Genomic DNA, 20,479 nt, shown 5'->3' with positions numbered 1-20,479 from the left:
CTACTGTTTTTTTAGGTTGTCTAACATTTTCTGGATCGCTTCCAATTCATCGGCGGATGCTTTGTGATTACCCAGGGCCTGAATGACCAGTTCAGTGGGTGAGCCTCCAAATAATGTGTCGATCATTTTTCCCAGCAAATGCTTTTGTGTTTTCTCCCGGCTGACAGCGGCCTGGTAGATGTGCGTTTTGATGGAATCATCACGTCTTACCAGTCCTTTTTCATACATGATCTGCATCAGCTTCAGGGTGGTGGTATAACCAGCATCCTTGATCTTCAACAGCTCTTCATGCACTTCACGTACACTGGCAGTACCTTTATTCCAAAGTACCTGCAGGATCTCCAATTCACTCTCAGTAGGTTTAATACTCCTGGTTGTAGACATAGTGGAACAACATTTGCCTTAAAAATACGACATATTTCGTAATGAATTGTTAAAGGAAGGTAAAGAACTCCTGCTTTTTAACCGCTCATTAATCAATGAGTGGGGATAAAAAGGGGCCGGGCGGTTTCTCCAACGCTGAGCTTTCACCGATGGTATGTCAGTTGCCGGATACGTATCGCTTCCTGAAAAAATATGTGAAAGTTTGTATTTGTTGGCAGGATAGTCCTAAAAAGTAAAGACCCCATGTGGAAACATGGGGACTTTGGTATTTGGTATGATATAGTGCCTTTAGTTATGAGCAACAAAGATAATTGCTGCGAGTGAAATTCTACGCGTTTTCACGTAATATTTCCTTAGAATTTTTCCGTTACCGTGATATTGCTGGCATGGTCGTTCACCACGATCACCTGTTCACTCTTTTGAACCGGTTTAAACACTTCTGGTTCAGGATTGTAAATCTCTTTCAGGGTAGGTGCAATAACCAGCGATACAATGGACATCAGTTTAATAAGAATGTTCATAGATGGGCCGGAAGTATCTTTAAAGGGGTCACCTACAGTGTCACCGGTAACAGATGCTTTATGAGGTTCAGATTTTTTATAATAAGTCTGACCATTGATCTCCACACCTTTTTCAAATGATTTCTTGGCATTGTCCCAGGCGCCGCCGGCATTATTCTGGAACATACCCATGAGAACGCCACTTACGGTAGCGCCTGCCAGGAAGCCACCCAATGCTTCGGGACCGAACAGGAAACCAATTGCCAGGGGAGATACGATAGCGATAGCGCCGGGCAGCATCATTTTTTTGATGGAAGCGCCGGTAGAAATAGCTACGCACTTATCGTATTCCGGTTTACCGGTACCTTCCATGATACCAGGAATGGTGCGGAACTGACGGCGTACTTCTTCTACCATTGCCATGGCCGCCTGTCCTACAGCGCGGATGGCCAGGGAAGAGAAGATGAAGGGGATCATACCACCTACGAAAAGACAGGCCAGTACATCTGCATGATAAATGTCTATTCCCGTTATACCGGCTACGCCTACAAAAGCAGCAAACAGCGCTAATGCTGTGAGGGCAGCAGAAGCGATGGCAAAACCTTTACCAGTAGCTGCTGTGGTGTTACCTACGGCATCCAGTACGTCGGTTTTTTCGCGCACTTCTTTGGGGAGCTCGCTCATTTCGGCAATACCACCGGCATTATCGGCAATGGGGCCGAAAGCGTCAATGGCCAGTTGCATAGCGGTGGTAGCCATCATACCGGCGGCGGCGATAGCCACGCCATATAAGCCGGCGCAGTAAAAAGAACCATAGATACCCGCAGCCAAAACGATAATAGGCAGGAAGGTAGACTCCATACCTACTGCCAGGCCACCAATAACGTTGGTAGCATGACCGGTGGAAGACTGGCGGATGATGCTCTTTACCGGGCCTTTACCCATAGCGGTATAGTATTCTGTGATGATGCTCATAAGGGTACCTACAGCGAGGCCCACACCAATAGCGCCGAGCACACCCCATTTGGTGAATGTTTCCCCGCGCAGTTCCATGGTTTCGGGAAGAATATAATATACCAGCCCTACAGAAGCGGCGGCTGTTAAGACGATAGAGCCCCAGTTGCCCATGTTGAGGGCTTTCTGGACTACGTTGGTGCTGATACCCGCGCTGTCGCTGATACGTACAAACAGGGTGGCAATGATGGAGAAGATGATACCTACGCCGGCAATGAGCATGGGCAGCAGGATGGGGGCAAAGCCACCAAATTCATCTCCGGAGATCGTTTCCTGTCCCAGTACCATGGTAGCCAGTACGGTAGCTACGTAGGAGCCAAACAGGTCGGCGCCCATACCAGCTACGTCACCTACGTTATCACCCACGTTATCGGCAATGGTGGCCGGGTTGCGGGGGTCATCTTCGGGGATGCCGGCTTCTACTTTACCTACGAGGTCGGCGCCTACGTCGGCCGCTTTGGTATAAATACCGCCGCCTACACGGGCAAAGAGGGCGATGGATTCAGCGCCCAGTGAAAAACCGGTTAATACTTCTATGGTTTTCAGCATTTCTGCAGAAGAAACTTCTGTAGCGCCGAAGAAAGATTTTAATAAGATGAATAAGCCACCGAGGCCAAGTACGGCCAGACCGGCTACACCCAGTCCCATAACAGCGCCTCCGGTGAAGGATACATTGAGGGCTTTGCTTAAACTTGTTCTGGCAGCGTGTGCGGTGCGCACATTGGCTTTGGTAGCCACTTTCATACCGATGTAACCGGCAGTGGCGCTGAATACGGCTCCAATGGCAAAGGCAACCGCGATGGCCCAGTGTGAGTGAGGATTGGCTTGTGCCATAATACCCAGCAGGATACCCACGATCACTACAAAATAGCCCAGTATTTTCCATTCCGCTTTGAGGAAGGCCATGGCACCCTCTGCGATGTAGGTGCTGATCTCCTTCATACGGTCTGTACCAGCATCTTGTTTGGATACCCAGTTGAATTTCACCAGGGTGTACAGGAGGCCAATAACTCCCATCACAGGAACGAGATAGAGCAATTTGTCCATAAGTAGTTGATTCTTATTTGAATTGTTTTTAGGGAGGGCAAAAATAGGGTAAAATGCCTCAAGATCAATATGGGAGCGTGTTTTTTTGGAAAGGCGAGTGGTAAGTGGTAAATGGCGAGTGGGCCGTAGGCGGGGTGACAGGCAGGTGGAGACAACAGGTAGTGTTATAGTGGTTGAGTTGTCTGGGGGTGGTCTAAGAGTTGCCTGGGAATGGCCTGAGAGTGGCCTAATGTATAGTGCTATCTTAGGGCTATCCCAGTACTATCTTAGAACTATCTTAGGGCATTCCCTGCCCATTAGACTACAGTCCGGTGGCATCCCCAGGCAATCAGGGTAGGAGGTGTGTTCAGCATGCAAAAATCCCTGACCCGGTGAAGGTCAGGGGATTTTAATTTCTCTATAATGCTTTTAACCGTGCTATCCATACGGCCGGACCGGTGCCGTGCACCAGGATGGCGCCATTGGCAACGGGCGCCAGGTAAGTATCATTATTATCTTGCGCTCCGGGTATGGTAAATGTTTGTTCCCAGCGCTTGTTACCGCTATAGGTAAACTGGCCTGTCCATGCACTGGTTGGGTATATACTGCCGGAGGCCCAAAATCCATCCGGCATGGCTACTACAGAAGTACCCCAATCAAAACCAGCGCCGCCTATGGATTTCGTCCAGGCGCGGGTGCCATCGGCATTCACCTTCATGAGGAGGATATTATTGTCATTGGCAGCCGCTGTATGCTCATAGCCGGCCACCAAAACACTGCCATCAGGCGCCACCGCTATACCGGCCGCTTCATAATAAACCCCGTCTGCGCCGGTATACCTGTGTTTGTTGATGTGCACCCCTGCGGCATTGATGGTGGTAATTTCCACTGCCCGGGAGGCGCTGGTTAATATGGCCAGGCTTTTATCTGGCGCTATGGCCATACCAATGAACCAGCCATCGTAACCCGCATACGTGTTACGGGCGGTAAATACGCCATTGTTGCTTAGATTTTGCACCACCAGGTTACTGTGATTGCTATTGTCAATACCTGCTATCTTATAGCCGTCGTCAGCTCTTACAGCGGCTGTACCGTAGTCGGCATCAATACCTGTAAGGGATGCTTCCCAGGCGGTACCTCCATCGCTTGCGCGCAGATAGGTAGCTTTGTTGCCCTGGTTATACCACAATAGCAATACACCGTCCGGGCCTGCTGCCAGCGTGTTTTTACTACTGAAATAAGCCTCGGGATAAAAGCGTCTCCAGGCTTCTGTGCCATCGGCGTTTATTTTCAATACAAACGATTCACTATGCTGGGTTTCCATGTTATGGGTGGCGCCTGCTACGATGGTACAGCCATCGTCCATAGCGATAGCGCCGACTACCCAGGGGATTGCTTTTAGCGTAAATTGCTGTTGCCACTCAGTGGTATAACCGTATTTTTTTTGCCGGATGGTGATGGTAATGGCAGGCGCTGTGCTATTGTTGGTGGCTTCCACCCGCACGGTGGCTGTCCGTTCTGCTTCCGTCGTATTCTCCGCAATGGTTAATTGCAGGGAGTCATTGCTAAGACCACTTAATTTGTCGGCGGTGATCCAGTCGGGGAGTGTGATCTTCCAGTTTACATTGGCCTTGATCTTCAGTTTTACCTGATCACCGGCCGCTGGTATGTCGAAGGTGGTTTGATCGGCCGAGAGGGTAGGTGGCGGATCATTCTTTTTACAGGCTGCGATAAACAACAGCAGCGACATGATCATGTGTACATACAGGTTACCGGTATGTACAGGGGCATAATGGTTTTTCATATTACGGGTTTAGTTCACAGCAATGATATTGTATAATGTTATTGCTGTGAACTAAACCTGTAGCAAGTGCATAACCGGATGAGTGAGTTGCATTAGTGCTTTGTACTATCCGTATTCTTATTCTTCTTTTTGAAAATGTTATTGATTAACCCTTTGCCGGTCTCTTCCAGCCCTTTCTTCGCATCTTTAGTACCACCGGTACCCGTAGTGTCTTTCTGTCCGGAGAGTTGTTTGCCCAGTTCATCTTTGAGCCCTTTCACCACCTGGCTTTTCGCAGAAGCAATGGAATCCTTTGTTGCTTGTTTGGCTGCAGCTACTGCACTGTCGGCAGCGGCTTTCTTGGCTTCCACAAACTGGTTGGCCTGTGCTTTCATATCCTGGGCCAGGCTGCTGCCGGCATCTTTAAGATCGGTTTTGATGGCCGGGCTGGTGATGCTGCCACCAATGTTTACTTTGAGGTTCACCACATCGCTCAGCTTTACCGGTACTCCTTTGCTGCTGGCTTGTGAGGCAAGGTTATCGACAAACTGGTTGGCTTTTGCACCCAGCTTCGCCCTTGGTACTTTGAGGTTCATTACATAGTCCAGCGATTGGTCCAGCCCGTGCATACCACCTATTTCCATGTCCATGTCTTTCACCTTTACGTTAAAAGGCTTTACGAGTACTTTACCATTGGCAAATTCAAAGTAGTTCTTAATGTCTTTGATAGAGATGGCTTGCAGTTCATTGATGTTGAGGGTGGAGGCCAGCTTTTCCAATGGCTGGAATTTGCTGAGGAATCCCTCTATCAGGAACAGGGTGCCATCACCGGTAAGGGTGCTCAGATCGGGCATCATGTCTTCGCCCAGTTTACCCTTCATGGTCATTTTGGAAGTGAGCTTGCCGGCAATGAATTTACCAATGGGCATGAGCTTTTGCACGGTATTGAAGGCCATGAATGTTTTCTGTACGTCCAGGTTCTGCACATCATAGGCCAGGGAAATATCCGGCTTTGTTTTGCTTAGTTTGGTAGAGTAGGAGCCATTAACAGCGATGCTGCCACCGAGGGCATTCATTTTTACATCTTTTAAAGCCACTGTTTCATCTTTCAGTTGCAGGGCGCCGTTGATGTTGCTGTAGTCAACCTTATCATATTTTACATTGTCTACTTTTGTATTCAGGGTAAGCTGTATGTTTTTAGGAACAGCAAAGGGGGCTGTGGTGCCGGCGGCTACAGTAGCAGTATCCGGTGCATCGCTGGTAGCGCCCATGAGCTTGTTGAGGTCTACTTTATCGGCAGATACATGGAGGGTACCTGTGAGCGGCTCATCTTTCATGGCATAACCGATGAGGTTATCGAAGCTGCCATTGGCATTGAAGTTGGTTTCCATGAATTTACCCGCCAGGTTGTTCAGCGTTACATTCTTAGGCGTAAAGGTCAGACCACTGTTGCTGATGCTTACGCCATCCGGATAGTCTTTGGATTTATAAACCACATTGGAAGCCTTGACAGTGCCGGCTGTTTGAAAAGCATCGTACTGGCTTTTATCAATGTATGATTTTTTGCCTTTGAAAGCCACATCGGCATTGACCAGGCCGGCCAGTGAAGTGCCCGGCTCAAAGGTGTAGAACTGGGCTATATTGGCCAGGTTCAAAGAGCCTTTCACCGTACCATCGAAAAAAGGATCTGAAGCCGGCGTCTTTAACAACAGGGTGAGATCGGCGGCATCTTTACCTACTTCCACGTGTGCAGCCGGTATTTGTACAGTGGTATGATCGGGCACGCCATCCGGGTTATCAATCTGGATCTTTGCACTGGTATTTTGAATGGGTTGCGGGAAATCTTTAGAAGAATAGAAAAGATTGGCAATGTCTATAAATCCTTTGGCGCTGAATTCACCGGGCTTTTGCTGACTGATAACGGCGATATTACCTTTCGCCTGTACATCAGCGCTTACTTGTCCGGCCAGTTTGGTATCGGGCAGTTTTACAAATTGCGTAATGCTGGCCAGGTTCAGCTTGCCTTTGGCGGCTGCATCAATGTATTGATCGGTAACCGGCTTTTTCAGGAGAAGGTGGAAGTCGAAAGGATCATTACCAAATTCAATATGCGCTTTCGGAATGTTGACTACCGTATTATCGGTTATGCCATCCGGGTTGTTGACTTTCAGCTCGAGGTTGATGTTCTTGACCGGCTGCGGCAGATCGGGATACTGGAAGAAACCATCCTGTATGCCTAAGTTGATGCTGTAGGCAGGGATCTGTGTGGGGCTGTAAGTACCTTTCACGAAGCCATCGAACAGGGCCTTTCCGCTGGTTTTGATGTTGGCAAAGTCCTGCTGGTATACAGCAGGCACCAGGGATAGGATGCTTTTAAAATCAGTAGAGGGCGCTTTAAAGGTAACGTCCATGTTGTAGGTGCTGTCATTCACCAACTGGAAGAAACCGGCTGTGCTGATCTTAAGATCATTGACAGCGATCTCATCTGTTTTAAAGCTGTATTTACTGTTTTTGTTGTCTATCTCGAAATCGGCATCAATAGATGTTTTTGTTTTGGACAGGTAGGGGATACCACCATAGGTGAAAGTAACGGCATCGGTAGTGGTGGCTGTTTGCAGGGTAAACAGGTCGGAGGTAAAGTCACCGCTGCCTTCATGGTTGAGGTTGACGATCTCACTGCTCATGCCGGCGCTGGCATCTTCATAGTACACGTAACCATTCTTAATAGCGTATTTTTGCAGGTTCAGCTTAAAGGGACTGGCCGGCTCTTCGGGTGTTGTAGCGGTACTGGTATCGGGCATAGCAATGTCCCAGTTGGCCTTGCCTTCTTTATTGACCAGGGCATGAATGCGCGGCTCATCAATGCTGATGGAATACACTTTCATGTCCTTGGTGTTGAAAACGCTGAAGAGGTTGACCGCTACATCAATTTCTTTGGCACTGATGAGGGTGTCTTTGGCAAATTCATTAAGCCCGACTACCTGCAGGTTTTCCAGGGCCAGGGATACCCGGGGGAAATGGCGGAAGAACGACAGGCTGACGTCCTTGAAGTCGGTCTTCGCATTGATGTTTTTGTTTATTTGTTCTTTTACGATCTTAACGATCTTGCCTTTGAAGATATAGGGCGCTGCAAAGAGGATCACGATCAGTGCCAGTAGGGTAATACCGGTGATCTTGAGGACTTTTTTAAGCATAGGTAATTGGTTTGCTGTGGTTAGAGGTTGCAAAAATAGTTTATTGTACTTTAGCTTTCAATATTTTACAAATATGACGCCAGAAAGACGGGAAAAGTTGTTGTCAGTGCTAAATAAACGGCAAAATGACCTTACGATTGTCCTGGAAAATGTATTTGACCCCCATAATATATCCGCGGTGATGCGTACCTGCGACGCTATTGGTATACAGGAGATCTATGTGCTGAATACCCGGATAGCCCGCCATAAGAAATGGGGGGCTAAAAGCAGCAGCAGCGCCGCCAAATGGCTCACGATACATCAATACACGGATGCACAGGAATGCTTTACCAGGCTGCGGTCGGCCTATTCCCGTATTTTAACGACCCACCTCAGCAGTGATGCTGTAGATTTGTATAGCATTGATTTTACCGGCTCTGTAGCCCTTGTTTTTGGCAATGAGCATTCGGGTGTCAGTGACGAGATCAGGGCCATGGCCGACGGGAATTTCATTATTCCCCAGCAGGGCATTATCCAATCGCTGAATATCTCCGTGGCCTGCGCCGTGACGCTGTATGAAGCTTACCGGCAGAAAAAGAATGCAGGACATTATGAGCAGCGGAAGATACAGGAACCCCTGTTGGGTGCGTTATTGAATGAGTGGGGATTTTATGGGGAGGAGAAGGAGGTTTGAAGTCTGAGGTCTAAAGTCTGACATCTGCCGTCCGAATACTGGAACTGCTAAAACTACCCGGTTCAAAACTATGATCAAGCATTAACCATGAAACGTACTATTCTGACTTCATACTTCCTACTTCTGACTTCCCTGCTTTTCGCACAGGTAAAGAAGATCAAGATCACCGACCTGGAAGCCCATATACAGAACAGCGATCATCCGCTGGTGGTCAGTTTCTGGGCTACCTGGTGCGCCCCTTGCGTGGAGGAGATCCCCTGGCTACAGGAAGGGGTGGCTAAGTTTGCCAACCAGAAAGTAGAACTGGTACTGGTGAGCCTGGACTTTCCGCGGGATTACCCAAAAGGTATTGATACTTTCATTAAAAAGAAGAACTTCAGCGCCACCTTCTATTGGCTGGATGAAACGAATGCCGATTATTTCTGTCCCAAAATAAATGCCCGGTGGGAAGGTGGTATTCCCGCCACTTTATTTGTGAATCATAAAACCGGTTACCGCCGGTTCTTCGACCGCGCTTTAACTGACCGCCAGGTAGAACCGGAAATTAAAACCATGCTGGCCGAACCCAAAGCCGCCAGCCGCTAAGTAGTGTAAGTATTGGTGGTTTGTTATACCACGAAAGTGGGATTGTCGCTTTCCGGGAACTATAGTAGCTTTACCCTATTAATTTAATCACACCGTATACGGTACTTCTGTTACCCGATTTCCACTATCCTGTTTCCACCATACCCAATAAAACGCCGCTACTACCCGTGGCCTGACATTTGATTCGTTAATCCTTAAACTTACTTACTGTATGAAAAAAGTCTACCCTTACTATCTGCTTTGCGCCGGCAGCATCATGATTGCTTTTGCGGGCTGTAATAAACTGGAGGATGTGTTGGACGATGATCCTCTCGCTACCTTAGATAAATGTCAGGTTACCAACATGACCTATTCCTTTTCTTCTACTCCCGTCGGTGTTACAATTAACTATAATAAATATGGCGATCCTGTAAGTGTGATACAAACCCAGCCCGGAACCGGGCATCCGGATGGTATTTTCCGGTATGATAATAAACGCCGCCTTACGGATTATATTGGTATGTACAGTGGTGGTGGCTTTGAATTCTGGCACCGGTATGTATACGATAAAGGCCGCGTGGTACGCGATACCACTTATTTTTTCGGAATCGTGGTTGATGATGAACCTGACTGGTACCTGGATGGGGCGGTGATTACTTATGAATATGACCACTATGGCCGTATTATACATACTTCACAGGATTGGTTCAGCAGTCCGGGTTTTCCGCTGGATACGTATTATTCTTATGATGCCAAAGGCAACCTCGTTATTCCGGGTGTTACCTATGACAATAAAGTGAGCGTGCATCGTACCAACAGGATATGGATGTTTATCGACAGGAATTATAGCCTGAATAATGCTTATGCTACCGCGTGGAATGACAACGGGTTGCCCACCAGCATGGGATTGAGTGACCAGGGTGGCCAGTTTGCCGGTTTTTATTATGGCAGCCTGGATACCCTGCATTACCAATGCAAAGGCGGTACAGATTCACCTTTTTAATAGAAAAGGGTGGGGCCTGATTAAGATGCCCACCCTTTAAGATTTTAAAAACGGGGTGCTTATGATTTTAGTCTTTTAATGCTGCATCCTACAGAGCGGGATTGCTTTACTGTCACATCCTTGCCGGTACTCGCTTCATTGATGGCCTCCTGCAGGTGTTTACGGCTTACAGCGTCTGCATTATTGGGATTATCGTCTATGGCGCCATGATAGACCAGTTTACCTGCTTTGTCGAACAGGAAGCATTCCGGTGTACGGGTGGCGCCAAAAGCATCGGCCAGTTCATTGTTCTTGTCTTCTGCATAATACCATTTAAAACCCTGACCATCGCCATATTCTTTCATGGCCTGTAAAGATTCTGAACTGCTTCGGTTAGCCTCGTTGGAATTCAGCAATACCACACCTACATTTTTATCCTGGGCATATTTGCATATTTCATTGGTACGTGATTGGTTGTTGATCACCACGGGGCAGGTGTTGCAACTGAACATGACGAGCAAGCCATTTTCTTTCATGGCGCTTTTGAGTGTGAGTTCTTTTCCGGTGATGTCTTTGAGTTTATTGTCGGCCTTGGGCAGTGCAGCACCAATGGGTAATGGATCATTGTTGACAGTGAATGCCAGTAAAGCGACTACCGGCAATACCAGGCAGGTTACGAGCTTTTTCATGTGAAAGTGTTTTAGTACTTACAAGTTAACGAAAAATCACTTCACCAGTTCACCGCCTGTCTCGTGTTTGACCCTTTCGTCAGCAAGGGCTTTGAGGGAATGGATACTTACATTGAGTTCATAGCCGATCAGTAGCACCAGTGAATTGATGTATATCACGATCATGAGCACAATGATGGTGCCAATTGAGCCATAGAGTGCATTGTATTTGCCAAACATGCTTACAAACCAGGAGAAACCTATGGTAGAAAGGATGCTCAGGAAGGTGGCGAGGATGGAGCCGGGGGATATGATTCTCCAGCGTTTTTTGATGGCAGGGGCATATTTATAAATAAAACCGTATGCGTAAAAGATTAACGCAATTAAGAATATCCAACGTAGTATACGGATCACTGTTTTTACAAAATCGCTTTTAATACCCAGCCAGCGTAATACCTGCCCTTGCAGAGAAAGCAGCAGCAGACAGGCAAAAATAAGTCCCATCATGAGCAGGGTGAGCTTAATGGCCGTCCAGCGGGTTTGAATGCCTGTCCTTCGCTGAAAGCCAATGTAGTTTTTGTTGAAAGAACGCATCAGTCCCATCATACCATTGGAAGCGAAGAAGATAAGCATGACGAAACCAACAGAAATAAGCCCTATCCGGCTGCTTGCCCAAAAGCTGTCTACAAATTCTATGATGCTGGCATTGTATTCGGGAGCGGGGATCATTTCTGTAATGAGGTTCCTGAGCTGCCAGCGGATGGAACGTTGGCGAATGAAGGGCAACTGTGGAATGAGCGTAAACAGGAACAGGCACATGGGCGGAATGGCCATGATAAAGTTGTAGGATACGGCCGATGCCCGCTCTGTTAATCCTACCTTGTTGACCTGCTGGATAAAGAAAGCGCCTACATCATACAAGGGCACCCTATCAAAGCCGGGTAATACGATGTGTTTACTTCTCTCCGTTACAAAACGGACGGGCGGCAAATTCAGTAGTATGCGTTCCAGCTTGATCATTGTTTTAATATGAAGCCTGAGGTCTGAAGTCTGAAGATGCTGTCTGTACACATTACTTTTGGGCTTGCTGCTTCAGTGTTTTCCGACTTCTTACTTCTTCAGTTCTTCTCCTGTATCTTCTTTTGCTTTTTTCTGTTTGCTTGTCCTTTCATCCATCGATTTGTGGAATTCCCGGGCATATATCATGTGGTCTTCATATTTCTCCGTGAAAATATGCCGGCTAAGGTCAGGACTTACAACAAAATACAAATATTTGGTTTTCGGTGATTGTAATACTTTATCCAGCGTAGTGAGCGAAGGGGTGCAGATGGGGCCGGGGGGCAACCCTTTATGGCGGTAGGTATTGTAGGGCGATTCTACCGTCAGGTGTTTTTCATAAATGCGTTTAAGGCTAAAGTCGCGCAGCGCAAATTTTACGGTAGGGTCGGCCTGCAAGGGCATACCTGCGTTATAACGGTTGAGGTAAACGCTTGCCATGGTGTCTTTTTCGCTGTTATTCTGGGTCTCTTCTTCAATGATAGAGGCGAGGGTATAGGCTTTTACCGGGGTTAAGCCCAACGCTGTTGCCTGCTGTACGCGCTCGGGTGTCCATACGGTTTTGTATGCTGCAAACAGTTTTCTGAAAATGGCAGAAGGGGTGGTATTCCAGAAGTAGGTATAGGTGTTGGGATATACCGTTGCCATGATGGTATTGGTATCAAACCCATAGGCGTTGAGGGTATCCGTATCGCTGATATAGGCCATTACGGAGGCGGAGTCGCACTCGAATTTCCGGCCAATAAGCCCTGCCAGGCTTTCTTTGGTGCGCAGCTTGGTGATGACGAGGTTAACCGGCGACTGCCGGCCATTGCGCAGCATACGTATGATATCGGACAGGCTCATGCCTTTTTGGATCTCATAACGGCCGGCCCTGATCTTTTCCGGCAGGTCCATCCGGTGGGCCAGGAAATCAAAGGAACCGGGGTTTTTGACGAACTGGCTGTCTTTGATGGTTTGGTATACTTCATCATAGGTAGCATGGCCGGTACGGATGTAGAGGTATTTGCTTTTTTCACTAAAAGCGGTGTTGGACATAAAGAATCTCCAGCCGGTAAAAGCAGCGCCTGCCAAAAGGATGACCAAAAGTATAAGGATCAATTTCTTCCACATAGGTATTAAGATTGACGCTGTAAAATAGGGAAAGAATCCAGAATTCAGAATACAGAATATAGAAGCTTTTGCTTCGCGTGATCCGGAGCAGGCGACAAGAAAAAACCCTGCCGTTATTGACAGGGTTTGAATATGTTGGATTGGTATCGGCTTACTTATTCAGCGGTACGGTTGTGCCACCGGGTGCGGGTGGGTTGGCAGCGGGCGCCTGTTGTTGTGTGTTGGGCCGTACGTTTGAATCTTTTACGTCGGAAGAACCGCCGGAGATAAAGAAGGCAGAACACAAGCTCAGCAGGGCAATGGCTACCGCCATGATCCAGGTACCTTTTTCCAGTACATCGGTTGTTTGTTTCACACCCATGAACTGGGTGTTGAAACCGGCGATATTACCAGCCAGGCCACCACCTTTGGGGTTTTGGATGAGGATGAACAAGCCCATCGCTACACTCGCTATAATGATCAGTATCAGGAACAAAATCATATCACAAAGCTTTTATTTGGTCAATTCGAGTTGCAAAATAAGGTCTTTTGGCGGGATTGAGCAAACTTAATTTCTCGTAAATAGCAATGGCTTTTTCCTTGCTGCCCTGCTTTACCCATACCTCTGCCATGGCTTCTGTAACGACCTCTTTGCCTTCCACGGAATGCCCGGCAATTTCCTGTATGGATTGCTGGGTTTCGTCAAATGTATTGGCTACCGGGGTTTCTACTATTACCGGTGCTACCCGTTTCATGCTGCGCAGCCATTCGGTGAAGCTCTTCAATTGCATGCCCAGTTTATCTTTCAGGTCTTCCTGCCTCAGCTTAATACCCTGGGATGCAAAGTAGTCGATCGTGTGGTAAGGTTCAAATACGGGTTCCTCACTTTCACTGATCACCGGTTTAAAGGAGCCTGGTAATGCTGCTTCCGGGACAGGGGATGCTTCGGCTGCTGCCGGCAGCGCTGTTTCGACAGCAGGGGGTGGCGGAGCCGGTGGTTCTTCTATCAGGCTTACCGGTTCTGATACGCCGGGGATCAATATTTCTGTTTCGGTAAAGTCGGTATCGTCAATCGCCGGTGTTGTTGTAACAGGTTCGACGGCAACGGCTTCTGGTGTTGCTGTAATAGTTATTGCTTCAGGTTCCTGTGCAGGCGCCGGTGCTGGTTCCTGCGATACCTGGGGCCGCTCCCATACAGTTACCGGTGGCGCAGTGTTGGCTGCTGCCGGTATGCTCACCGTTTCTGCTACGGGTTCATGGTCCTGCAAGGTCCAGTGTAACCAGAGAGGATTGTGGAACCAGGGTACTGCTCCGGCCGATTGTGCGGTTGCCCGCTCCGGCTCTGTATCATGGATTTTTTTGGCCAGCAGCCAGTGGCCAACAGCCGAATAAGGATGTTCTTCTGTAAACTGCTGCAGCACCTGTTCAGGCACTTCCCGGAGGGTATCTTTCTGGAAAAAGTATTTTACAATCGTGTGGATGTGTTGTTGCATGAAACAGATTACCAGTTTGAAAAAATGCGGTTGAACACTTCATCAACCATGTTCTTGATGATGCTTTCATTCAACTGCGGTTCGGCCTGAGCCAGCGCTAAGTTAGCATCAAAGTCGAAATTACGGGAAACACTGGCTTTAAAATTCGTCTTCGGGTCCTCGGGATTCAGGTTATTTTTTAATTCCACTTCTATGGCAACAGTCAACCGGCTGATGGAGGCCTGCTGTCCCGAAATACCGGAGGTGGAGACGTTGTATTCGGTGATCTTACCGCCGATCTCGTAATGGGCGTTATCTGTTTGTACGGGCGAAAGCCTTGTCTGGTTCACGATCTTCTGGCGCAGCTTGTCGGTTATTTGCGGACTTAGCTGCGGGTTTACGTAACGGGCTTTGTTTTCAATATAGTTTACGCGGAAGGTCTTCACCTCCGGGGGAATGCTCACATCTTTGAATGAATAGCAACCACCGAACAGCAATACAATAAACAACAGGCAACCGCTAATCAGGAATTTACTGATTGCCGATTGCCGATTGCCGATTGCCGCATGTATTCTTTTACTCTTTAATATCATATTCTTTAAGCTTACGGTATAAGGTCCTTTCGCTAATACCAAGGTCGGTAGCTGCATCTTTCCGTTTTCCCTTGTGTTTTTTCAGGGCTTTCATGATCAGGTCTTTCTCCATGTCCATGATGTTCAGTGAATCTTCCACTTCCTCATGGTGGTGGATGGCATCATCATGGTGCAGCATGACCGGTTGTGCACTGCCTGCTGCCGGCTGGGGCATGATAGCGGGCGCCATGATCTCCTTACTGTTCTTGAGTTCATTGATCAACGCCTGGTTCTGGGCTGCCGCCATACCGGGATTTTGTAAGATCTCCACAAACATCTTCTTCAGCTCTGTCACATCTTTCTTCATATCGAAGAAGAGCTTGTACAGGATCTCCCGTTCATTGGCAAATTCATGACCGTTAACACCACTGTTCCCCGGATGCGCCAATACAGGTAAGCGATTGGACAGATCCCTATCCGGTAAAAAGCGTCTTAGCTCCTGTGCTGTTACCTGTTTATCACTGACCAGTACAGACATCTGTTCTGCAATATTCTTCAATTCGCGAATATTACCCGGCCAGCCATAGTTAATTAACACTTCTTTCGCCTCCTCATCCAGTTGGATTGGTGTTGCCTTGTATTTCTCTGCAAAGTCTACTGCAAACCTTCTGAACAGGAGGGGAATATCTTCCTTGCGATCGCGCAGGGAGGGTACCCTGATGGGTACGGTGCTTAACCGGTAATAGAGATCTTCCCGGAACCTACCATTCTGGGTGAATTCCAGCAGGTCTTTATTGGTAGCGGCTATTACCCGCACATCTGTTTTTTGTACTTTGGACGAGCCTACGCGGATGAACTCACCGGTTTCCAGTACCCGCAGCAGGCGTGCCTGCGTGCCGAGGGGCATTTCGCCGATCTCATCCAGGAAAATGGTGCCGCCATTAACGGTCTCAAAATAACCTTTGCGGGAGTCTACTGCGCCGGTGAAAGATCCTTTTTCGTGACCAAATAGTTCAGAATCTATGGTCCCTTCGGGAATGGCGCCGCAGTTCACGGCGATAAAGGGATTATGCTTGCGGTTCGATAAAGCGTGAATGATCTGCGAGAAGGCCTCTTTGCCGGCTCCGCTTTCACCGGCAATTAAAACGGTAAGATCTGTATTGGCTACCTGGCCAGCCACCTGCAGGGCAAAGTTCAATGCAGGCGAGTTGCCGATGATGCCAAAGCGGTTTTTGATTGATTGGATATCCATAATCACAATTCTTTTAACTCAATTAATCTGGTTTCTCAATTCCTGCCATCATTATATATGCAGCGGGGTTACTCAACGACCCTGCCCAGCAATGTACCGCCGGTGCAAGTGTCTATTGTAACCATCGCATAATCACCTTTGTTCAGTGAATGTCCGGCTTTTGGAAAAACAACCACTTTATACTGGCTGGTGCGGCCCATCCAGTCGTGTTCACTCTTCTTTGAATCTCCTTCAATTAATACTTTCACGGTGCTGCCTATGTCTTTCATATTACTCTCGTGGCTGAGCTTTCGTTGCAGGTTGATGATCTCATCCAGCCTTCTTTTTTTCACCTGTTCCGGTATATCATCCTGGTAACGGCGTGCTGCCAGGGTGCCCGGCCGCTCGCTGTAGAAGAACATGTAGCTGTAATCGTACTCACTGTATTCCATGATGCTCAGCGTATCCTGGTGGTCTTCCTCTGTTTCTGTACAAAAGCCGGCAATGATATCGGCGCTGATGCTGCAATCGGGTATGATGGCTTTGATGCGGTCTACCTTTGCCATGTACCACTCCCGGGTATAGGTGCGGTTCATGAGCTGCAGGATCCTGGTTGATCCGCTTTGCACCGGCAGGTGTATGTATTTGCAGATGTTCTCGTATTTCGCGATCATATGCAACACATCATCTGTGATGTCCTTGGGATGAGAGGTAGAGAAACGCACCCGTAACAGCGGACTTACCATTGCTACTCTTTCCAGCAGTTGGGCAAAGGCGACCGATTCGGCCCCGCTATCGCCGCTGTTCCAGTAATAGCTGTCCACATTCTGGCCCAGCAGGGTTACTTCGCGATAGCCCTGGTTAAAGAGGTCCTGGCATTCGCGCACGATGGAATCAGCATCGCGGCTCCTTTCCCGGCCCCGGGTAAAGGGCACTACACAAAAAGAGCACATATTGTTACATCCCCGCATGATGCTCACAAAGGCATTGATGCCATTGCTGTTCAATCGTACAGGGGCAATATCAGCATAGGTTTCCTCGCGGCTTAATAATACATTGACGGCTTTCTGACCGTCCGCCGCTTCTTCAATTAAGCCGGGCAGGGTGCGGTAGGCATCGGGACCTACTACCAGGTCTACCAGCTTTTCTTCTTCCAGCAGCTTGGCCTTCAGGCGTTCTGCCATACAGCCCAGTATGCCGATCAGGGCGCCGGGATTGGCCTCCTTGGCAACCCGCAGGTCGCTCAGCCGCTTGCGCACCGTTTGTTCAGCTTTTTCCCGGATGGAACAGGTATTGATCAGTATCAGGTCGGCTTCCTCGTAATTCCGTGTAGCGCCGAACCCGTTCTCATTCAATATGGAAGCAACGATCTCACTATCGGAGAAATTCATGGCGCAACCATAGCTCTCAATGTAAAACTTCTTACCGTAGGCAACAGGGGCATTCACAAATGGGCTATAAGCCTCTCCCTGGCGAGTTTCGTCCTGTTTGGTATGGGTAATCAGATCCGGCATTAATGATTCAAAATTTGGAAATTGCAAAGATAGCTAAAATGGGGGAGAAATAATGACAGGATGGCAGGGAGGGAGCTCTAAAACCCAAACCGGGCGTTCATCCGAAGGACTTAGCCTGAAAAAGCGTCTTATAGGACGTGCCGGAGGGATTTGCTGCCCGTTCATACCATAAATTCCCTGGTTGGACCAAATAGACAGTAGATAATTTTCATGAAAAGTTAACTTTATCCCTGCATGACCCTATTATACCGAACCTTTTTATGGATATTTTTCATAATAACAGCCTTTTCTTTGCAGGCGCAGGAAAAGGGCGCCAATGATGCCCCCGGTATTTTAGCGGGCAATATCCTTGATGAAAAACAGAAGCCGGTAGGCGATGCCACCGTAGAGCTGCAGTTCCTCGCCGATACCCTCACTAAAAAGGCCACGATTACCGATAAGAACGGCAATTTCTCCATTTCCTCCATTGCTTTTGGCTGGTACCGGCTGAAGGTCACCTATGTGGGATTTCAGCCCCTGGTGATTGACAGCCTGCATTTCCGTACAGAACGGTTCGATTTTAATATGAGCGACCTGGTGATGAAGGCCGGCACCAGCGACCAGTTGCAGGAAATTGTGGTCTATGCCGAGAAGCCCCTCATCCAGAGTAAAGATGGAAATATCACTTTCAATGCAGGCGAGTCAGCTTTAAGTGCAGGCGCCAGCGCCAGCGAGCTGCTGAAGAGCGTACCCCTGGTGGCCAATGATCCCGATGGAAAGGTGGTAGTGCGTGGCAAGGAACCCAAAATATTGATTGACGATAAACCGGTGGAGCTGAATGCCCAGCAGTTGCAGGACTTCCTGGAATCCCTGCCGGGCAGCATGATCGAGCGCATTGAAGTAATGACCAACCCGCCACCCCAATATGCCAATGAGCAGGGGGGCGTGATCAATATTATTACCCGCAAAGGCAGGGTAGGGGCCGGCGCCCGGGTAGCGGTGATGGCCGGCACCAACGGCGAACGCAGCATCAGCGGCAATATTAATTACCGTAAAAAAGGACTGGCCATTAACCTCAATGTAAATACCGGCGATAACCGGGTGAATGGTTACGGGTATTCCAAACGGGAGAATATTTATAAAGACTCCACCAACTATTTCAATACTACCAACAGTTACCGCAACCGCAATACCCGGCCGGGGGCACGGCTGAGCATTGATTATGATATAGACCGTTACAATATTGTGAATGTACTGTTGCTGTTCAACCACAATGATTTCAGGAACCGCAGTGAAAATGAATATACCAACCTCAACCGTTTTGAAGAGATCTATAAGCTGAGCAACCGGTATATTGAAACAGAAGGGCAGAACGTAAACCCTGCCATGAACCTCACCTATACGCGCAGGGGTAAGAAGCCGGGAGAGTCTTTACGGCTGATTGCGGGGGCCAATTATTCGTATAACCAGAATGACCGTACTTTTTTCCAGCAGTTCCTGAAGCCCGACCGTACGCCTACCGGTGTGGATTCAACACAGCAGCAACTGAATGATAGCTGGAACCATGGCTATAGCCTGCGCATTAATTATGACAAGCTGCTGGACAATAAAACCACTTCCTTTTCTACCGGTGTGGCTACGGTAAACGACGCCAGCCATGTAGTGTTAAATACGCAATACATGAAGAAGCCGGAAAATGAGTATGTGAAAAACGATCTGTTGAGTAATGATTTTGGATTTAAACAATCGGTACACAGCGTCCGCTTCTCTATGAAACAGGTGATCTCAGAACAAATGAGCGTTACGGCCGGTATTACGGCAGAGCTAACGGATATTCAGTTTGACCTGAAAGATAAAACACAGGTGAATAATGATTATACCACCTGGCTGCCTTTTGCCAATTTCAATAAACGCTGGGAAGATGTGTTGAACCTGAGTGTTGCCTATCGCAAAACCATCCGCCGTCCGGGCATCGGCAACCTGAATCCCAGCATTGACTATGGCGATCCCAATAATATCCGCTATGGCAATCCTGAACTGGCGCCTTCTACTTCCCATAATTTCGACCTGGTGCTGGGCCGTAATGGTGATAATTATTATACCAACCTGGGCTTCGGTTATAATATTGTGCAGCATATTTTCAGCCAGATCAGGAACCTGCAGCCCGATGGTAAAACGGTCACTACCTGGCAGAATATTGATGACCGCCATGAGTATGAAGTGAGCACCTGGAGCGGCTATACGGTATCCAAACAGTTCCGTATGAATTTCAGCGCCAGCTATACGTATAATAAGTATAGCCGGTACGACAAGGAGAAGAACAAGTACCGGGATGGCGGCACTTTCACCACCAGCTTTAATACCAATTATGCACCCAAGGACGTGTGGAATATTAATGGCAATTTCACGCTCAACCGCTTTGCCAATCCCCAGGGAACGGTGCGCAGCAATATCCGCATGAACCTGGCCCTGCAGCATAAGCTGTTCAACAAACGCCTGGTGCTTACGCTGAATGCCATTGATCCCATCTTCCAGCAGAAGTATACCAGCTTTACATTTGGTCCCAACTATAACCTGGAATCTTTCAGCAATGCCCGTACGCTTAGCTACCGCCTTACTGTTAGTTATAGCTTTAACAACCTGGTGGGGAATAAGAAGAAGGCGGCGCCTTCTAAACAGCCAGCATTAAAGACTTTACCGGGTAAGCAAAGCAGCAGTAAGCCTGCGGTGAAGCAGTCAACGAGGCGTTGAGGCAACAATAACGAGATAGAAGCA

The 20,479-nt window shown here is 48.2% G+C and carries 16 protein-coding genes; 4 read left to right on the top strand and 12 right to left on the bottom strand.

Going from position 1 to position 20,479, the window contains the following annotated elements:
- The 4 genes from HB364_RS23430 to HB364_RS23415 form a co-directional block, all read right to left on the bottom strand.
- A complete protein-coding gene (locus HB364_RS23430) occupies nt 1-384 on the bottom strand; it encodes a BlaI/MecI/CopY family transcriptional regulator (RefSeq protein ID WP_167290766.1) in 384 nt (127 codons plus the stop codon).
- A gap of 353 nt (nt 385-737) precedes the next feature.
- Nucleotides 738-2,945 carry a sodium-translocating pyrophosphatase gene (locus HB364_RS23425; RefSeq protein ID WP_167290765.1) on the bottom strand — a complete coding sequence of 736 codons (2,208 nt, stop codon included), beginning with the start codon at nt 2,943-2,945 and terminating at the stop codon, nt 738-740.
- Nucleotides 2,946-3,342: 397 nt separating this feature from the next.
- Nucleotides 3,343-4,728: a BACON domain-containing protein gene (locus tag HB364_RS23420; RefSeq protein WP_167290764.1), complete on the bottom strand. Its 1,386-nt coding sequence runs from the start codon at nt 4,726-4,728 to the stop codon at nt 3,343-3,345.
- 92 nt (nt 4,729-4,820) lie between these two features.
- Nucleotides 4,821-7,901, bottom strand: coding sequence for an AsmA family protein (locus HB364_RS23415; RefSeq protein ID WP_167290763.1), 3,081 nt, complete (start codon nt 7,899-7,901; stop codon nt 4,821-4,823).
- 73 nt (nt 7,902-7,974) lie between these two features.
- On the opposite strand from HB364_RS23415, the gene HB364_RS23410 reads away from it, so the two are divergent.
- The 3 genes from HB364_RS23410 to HB364_RS23400 all read left to right on the top strand — a co-directional run bounded on the left by HB364_RS23410 (nt 7,975) and on the right by HB364_RS23400 (nt 10,141).
- A complete protein-coding gene (locus HB364_RS23410) occupies nt 7,975-8,574 on the top strand; it encodes a TrmH family RNA methyltransferase (protein ID WP_167290762.1) in 600 nt (199 codons plus the stop codon).
- A gap of 87 nt (nt 8,575-8,661) precedes the next feature.
- A complete protein-coding gene (locus tag HB364_RS23405; protein WP_167290761.1) occupies nt 8,662-9,159 on the top strand; it encodes a TlpA disulfide reductase family protein in 498 nt (165 codons plus the stop codon).
- 211 nt (nt 9,160-9,370) lie between these two features.
- Nucleotides 9,371-10,141 carry a hypothetical protein gene (locus tag HB364_RS23400; RefSeq protein WP_167290760.1) on the top strand — a complete coding sequence of 257 codons (771 nt, stop codon included), beginning with the start codon at nt 9,371-9,373 and terminating at the stop codon, nt 10,139-10,141.
- Nucleotides 10,142-10,200: 59 nt separating this feature from the next.
- On the opposite strand, the gene HB364_RS23395 is transcribed toward HB364_RS23400, so the two are convergent.
- From HB364_RS23395 to miaB, 8 genes are all read right to left on the bottom strand, one after another.
- A complete protein-coding gene (locus HB364_RS23395) occupies nt 10,201-10,809 on the bottom strand; it encodes a thioredoxin family protein (protein ID WP_167290759.1) in 609 nt (202 codons plus the stop codon).
- 36 nt (nt 10,810-10,845) lie between these two features.
- Nucleotides 10,846-11,808: a YihY/virulence factor BrkB family protein gene (locus tag HB364_RS23390; protein WP_167290758.1), complete on the bottom strand. Its 963-nt coding sequence runs from the start codon at nt 11,806-11,808 to the stop codon at nt 10,846-10,848.
- A gap of 90 nt (nt 11,809-11,898) precedes the next feature.
- On the bottom strand, nt 11,899-12,957 hold the full coding sequence (gene mltG, locus HB364_RS23385) for an endolytic transglycosylase MltG (RefSeq protein WP_167290757.1): 1,059 nt from the start codon (nt 12,955-12,957) through the stop codon (nt 11,899-11,901).
- Nucleotides 12,958-13,108: 151 nt separating this feature from the next.
- Nucleotides 13,109-13,438: a preprotein translocase subunit SecG gene (gene secG / locus HB364_RS23380; protein WP_167290756.1), complete on the bottom strand. Its 330-nt coding sequence runs from the start codon at nt 13,436-13,438 to the stop codon at nt 13,109-13,111.
- A 1-nt stretch (nt 13,439) separates the two neighbouring features.
- Nucleotides 13,440-14,429, bottom strand: a complete 990-nt coding sequence (locus HB364_RS23375) for a hypothetical protein (protein ID WP_167290755.1) — start codon at nt 14,427-14,429, stop codon at nt 13,440-13,442.
- A gap of 8 nt (nt 14,430-14,437) precedes the next feature.
- Nucleotides 14,438-15,001 carry an LPS assembly lipoprotein LptE gene (lptE, locus tag HB364_RS23370; protein ID WP_167290754.1) on the bottom strand — a complete coding sequence of 188 codons (564 nt, stop codon included), beginning with the start codon at nt 14,999-15,001 and terminating at the stop codon, nt 14,438-14,440.
- Nucleotides 14,985-16,232, bottom strand: coding sequence for a sigma-54 interaction domain-containing protein (locus tag HB364_RS23365; RefSeq protein WP_167290753.1), 1,248 nt, complete (start codon nt 16,230-16,232; stop codon nt 14,985-14,987). The genes lptE and HB364_RS23365 overlap by 17 nt, the downstream gene beginning before the upstream one ends.
- 68 nt (nt 16,233-16,300) lie before the next feature.
- The gene (miaB, locus tag HB364_RS23360) at nt 16,301-17,725 is read right to left on the bottom strand and encodes a tRNA (N6-isopentenyl adenosine(37)-C2)-methylthiotransferase MiaB (RefSeq protein WP_167290752.1); all 1,425 of its coding nucleotides are present in this window, start codon (nt 17,723-17,725) and stop codon (nt 16,301-16,303) included.
- Between the two features lie 234 nt (nt 17,726-17,959).
- On the opposite strand from miaB, the gene HB364_RS23355 reads away from it, so the two are divergent.
- Nucleotides 17,960-20,455, top strand: a complete 2,496-nt coding sequence (locus tag HB364_RS23355) for an outer membrane beta-barrel protein (RefSeq protein ID WP_167290751.1) — start codon at nt 17,960-17,962, stop codon at nt 20,453-20,455.
- Nucleotides 20,456-20,479 lie beyond the last annotated feature (24 nt).

It is taken from the genome of Paraflavitalea devenefica, from assembly GCF_011759375.1.
GTDB classification, from domain to species: domain Bacteria; phylum Bacteroidota; class Bacteroidia; order Chitinophagales; family Chitinophagaceae; genus Paraflavitalea; species Paraflavitalea devenefica.
Note: the sequence above shows the minus strand (reverse complement) of the source record. Positions and strands in the feature narration are given on the sequence as shown.

Coding starts and splice junctions, on each gene's coding strand:
- HB364_RS23395 (WP_167290759.1), bottom strand. CDS start 10,809: ATGAAAAAGCTCGTAACCTGCCTGGTATTGCCGGTAGTCGCTTTACTG.
- HB364_RS23410 (WP_167290762.1), top strand. CDS start 7,975: ATGACGCCAGAAAGACGGGAAAAGTTGTTGTCAGTGCTAAATAAACGG.
- HB364_RS23365 (WP_167290753.1), bottom strand. CDS start 16,232: ATGGATATCCAATCAATCAAAAACCGCTTTGGCATCATCGGCAACTCG.
- secG (WP_167290756.1), bottom strand. CDS start 13,438: ATGATTTTGTTCCTGATACTGATCATTATAGCGAGTGTAGCGATGGGC.
- mltG (WP_167290757.1), bottom strand. CDS start 12,957: ATGTGGAAGAAATTGATCCTTATACTTTTGGTCATCCTTTTGGCAGGC.
- HB364_RS23390 (WP_167290758.1), bottom strand. CDS start 11,808: ATGATCAAGCTGGAACGCATACTACTGAATTTGCCGCCCGTCCGTTTT.
- HB364_RS23425 (WP_167290765.1), bottom strand. CDS start 2,945: ATGGACAAATTGCTCTATCTCGTTCCTGTGATGGGAGTTATTGGCCTC.
- HB364_RS23355 (WP_167290751.1), top strand. CDS start 17,960: ATGACCCTATTATACCGAACCTTTTTATGGATATTTTTCATAATAACA.
- miaB (WP_167290752.1), bottom strand. CDS start 17,725: ATGCCGGATCTGATTACCCATACCAAACAGGACGAAACTCGCCAGGGA.
- HB364_RS23405 (WP_167290761.1), top strand. CDS start 8,662: ATGAAACGTACTATTCTGACTTCATACTTCCTACTTCTGACTTCCCTG.
- HB364_RS23420 (WP_167290764.1), bottom strand. CDS start 4,728: ATGAAAAACCATTATGCCCCTGTACATACCGGTAACCTGTATGTACAC.
- HB364_RS23415 (WP_167290763.1), bottom strand. CDS start 7,901: ATGCTTAAAAAAGTCCTCAAGATCACCGGTATTACCCTACTGGCACTG.
- lptE (WP_167290754.1), bottom strand. CDS start 15,001: ATGATATTAAAGAGTAAAAGAATACATGCGGCAATCGGCAATCGGCAA.
- HB364_RS23400 (WP_167290760.1), top strand. CDS start 9,371: ATGAAAAAAGTCTACCCTTACTATCTGCTTTGCGCCGGCAGCATCATG.
- HB364_RS23430 (WP_167290766.1), bottom strand. CDS start 384: ATGTCTACAACCAGGAGTATTAAACCTACTGAGAGTGAATTGGAGATC.
- HB364_RS23375 (WP_167290755.1), bottom strand. CDS start 14,429: ATGCAACAACACATCCACACGATTGTAAAATACTTTTTCCAGAAAGAT.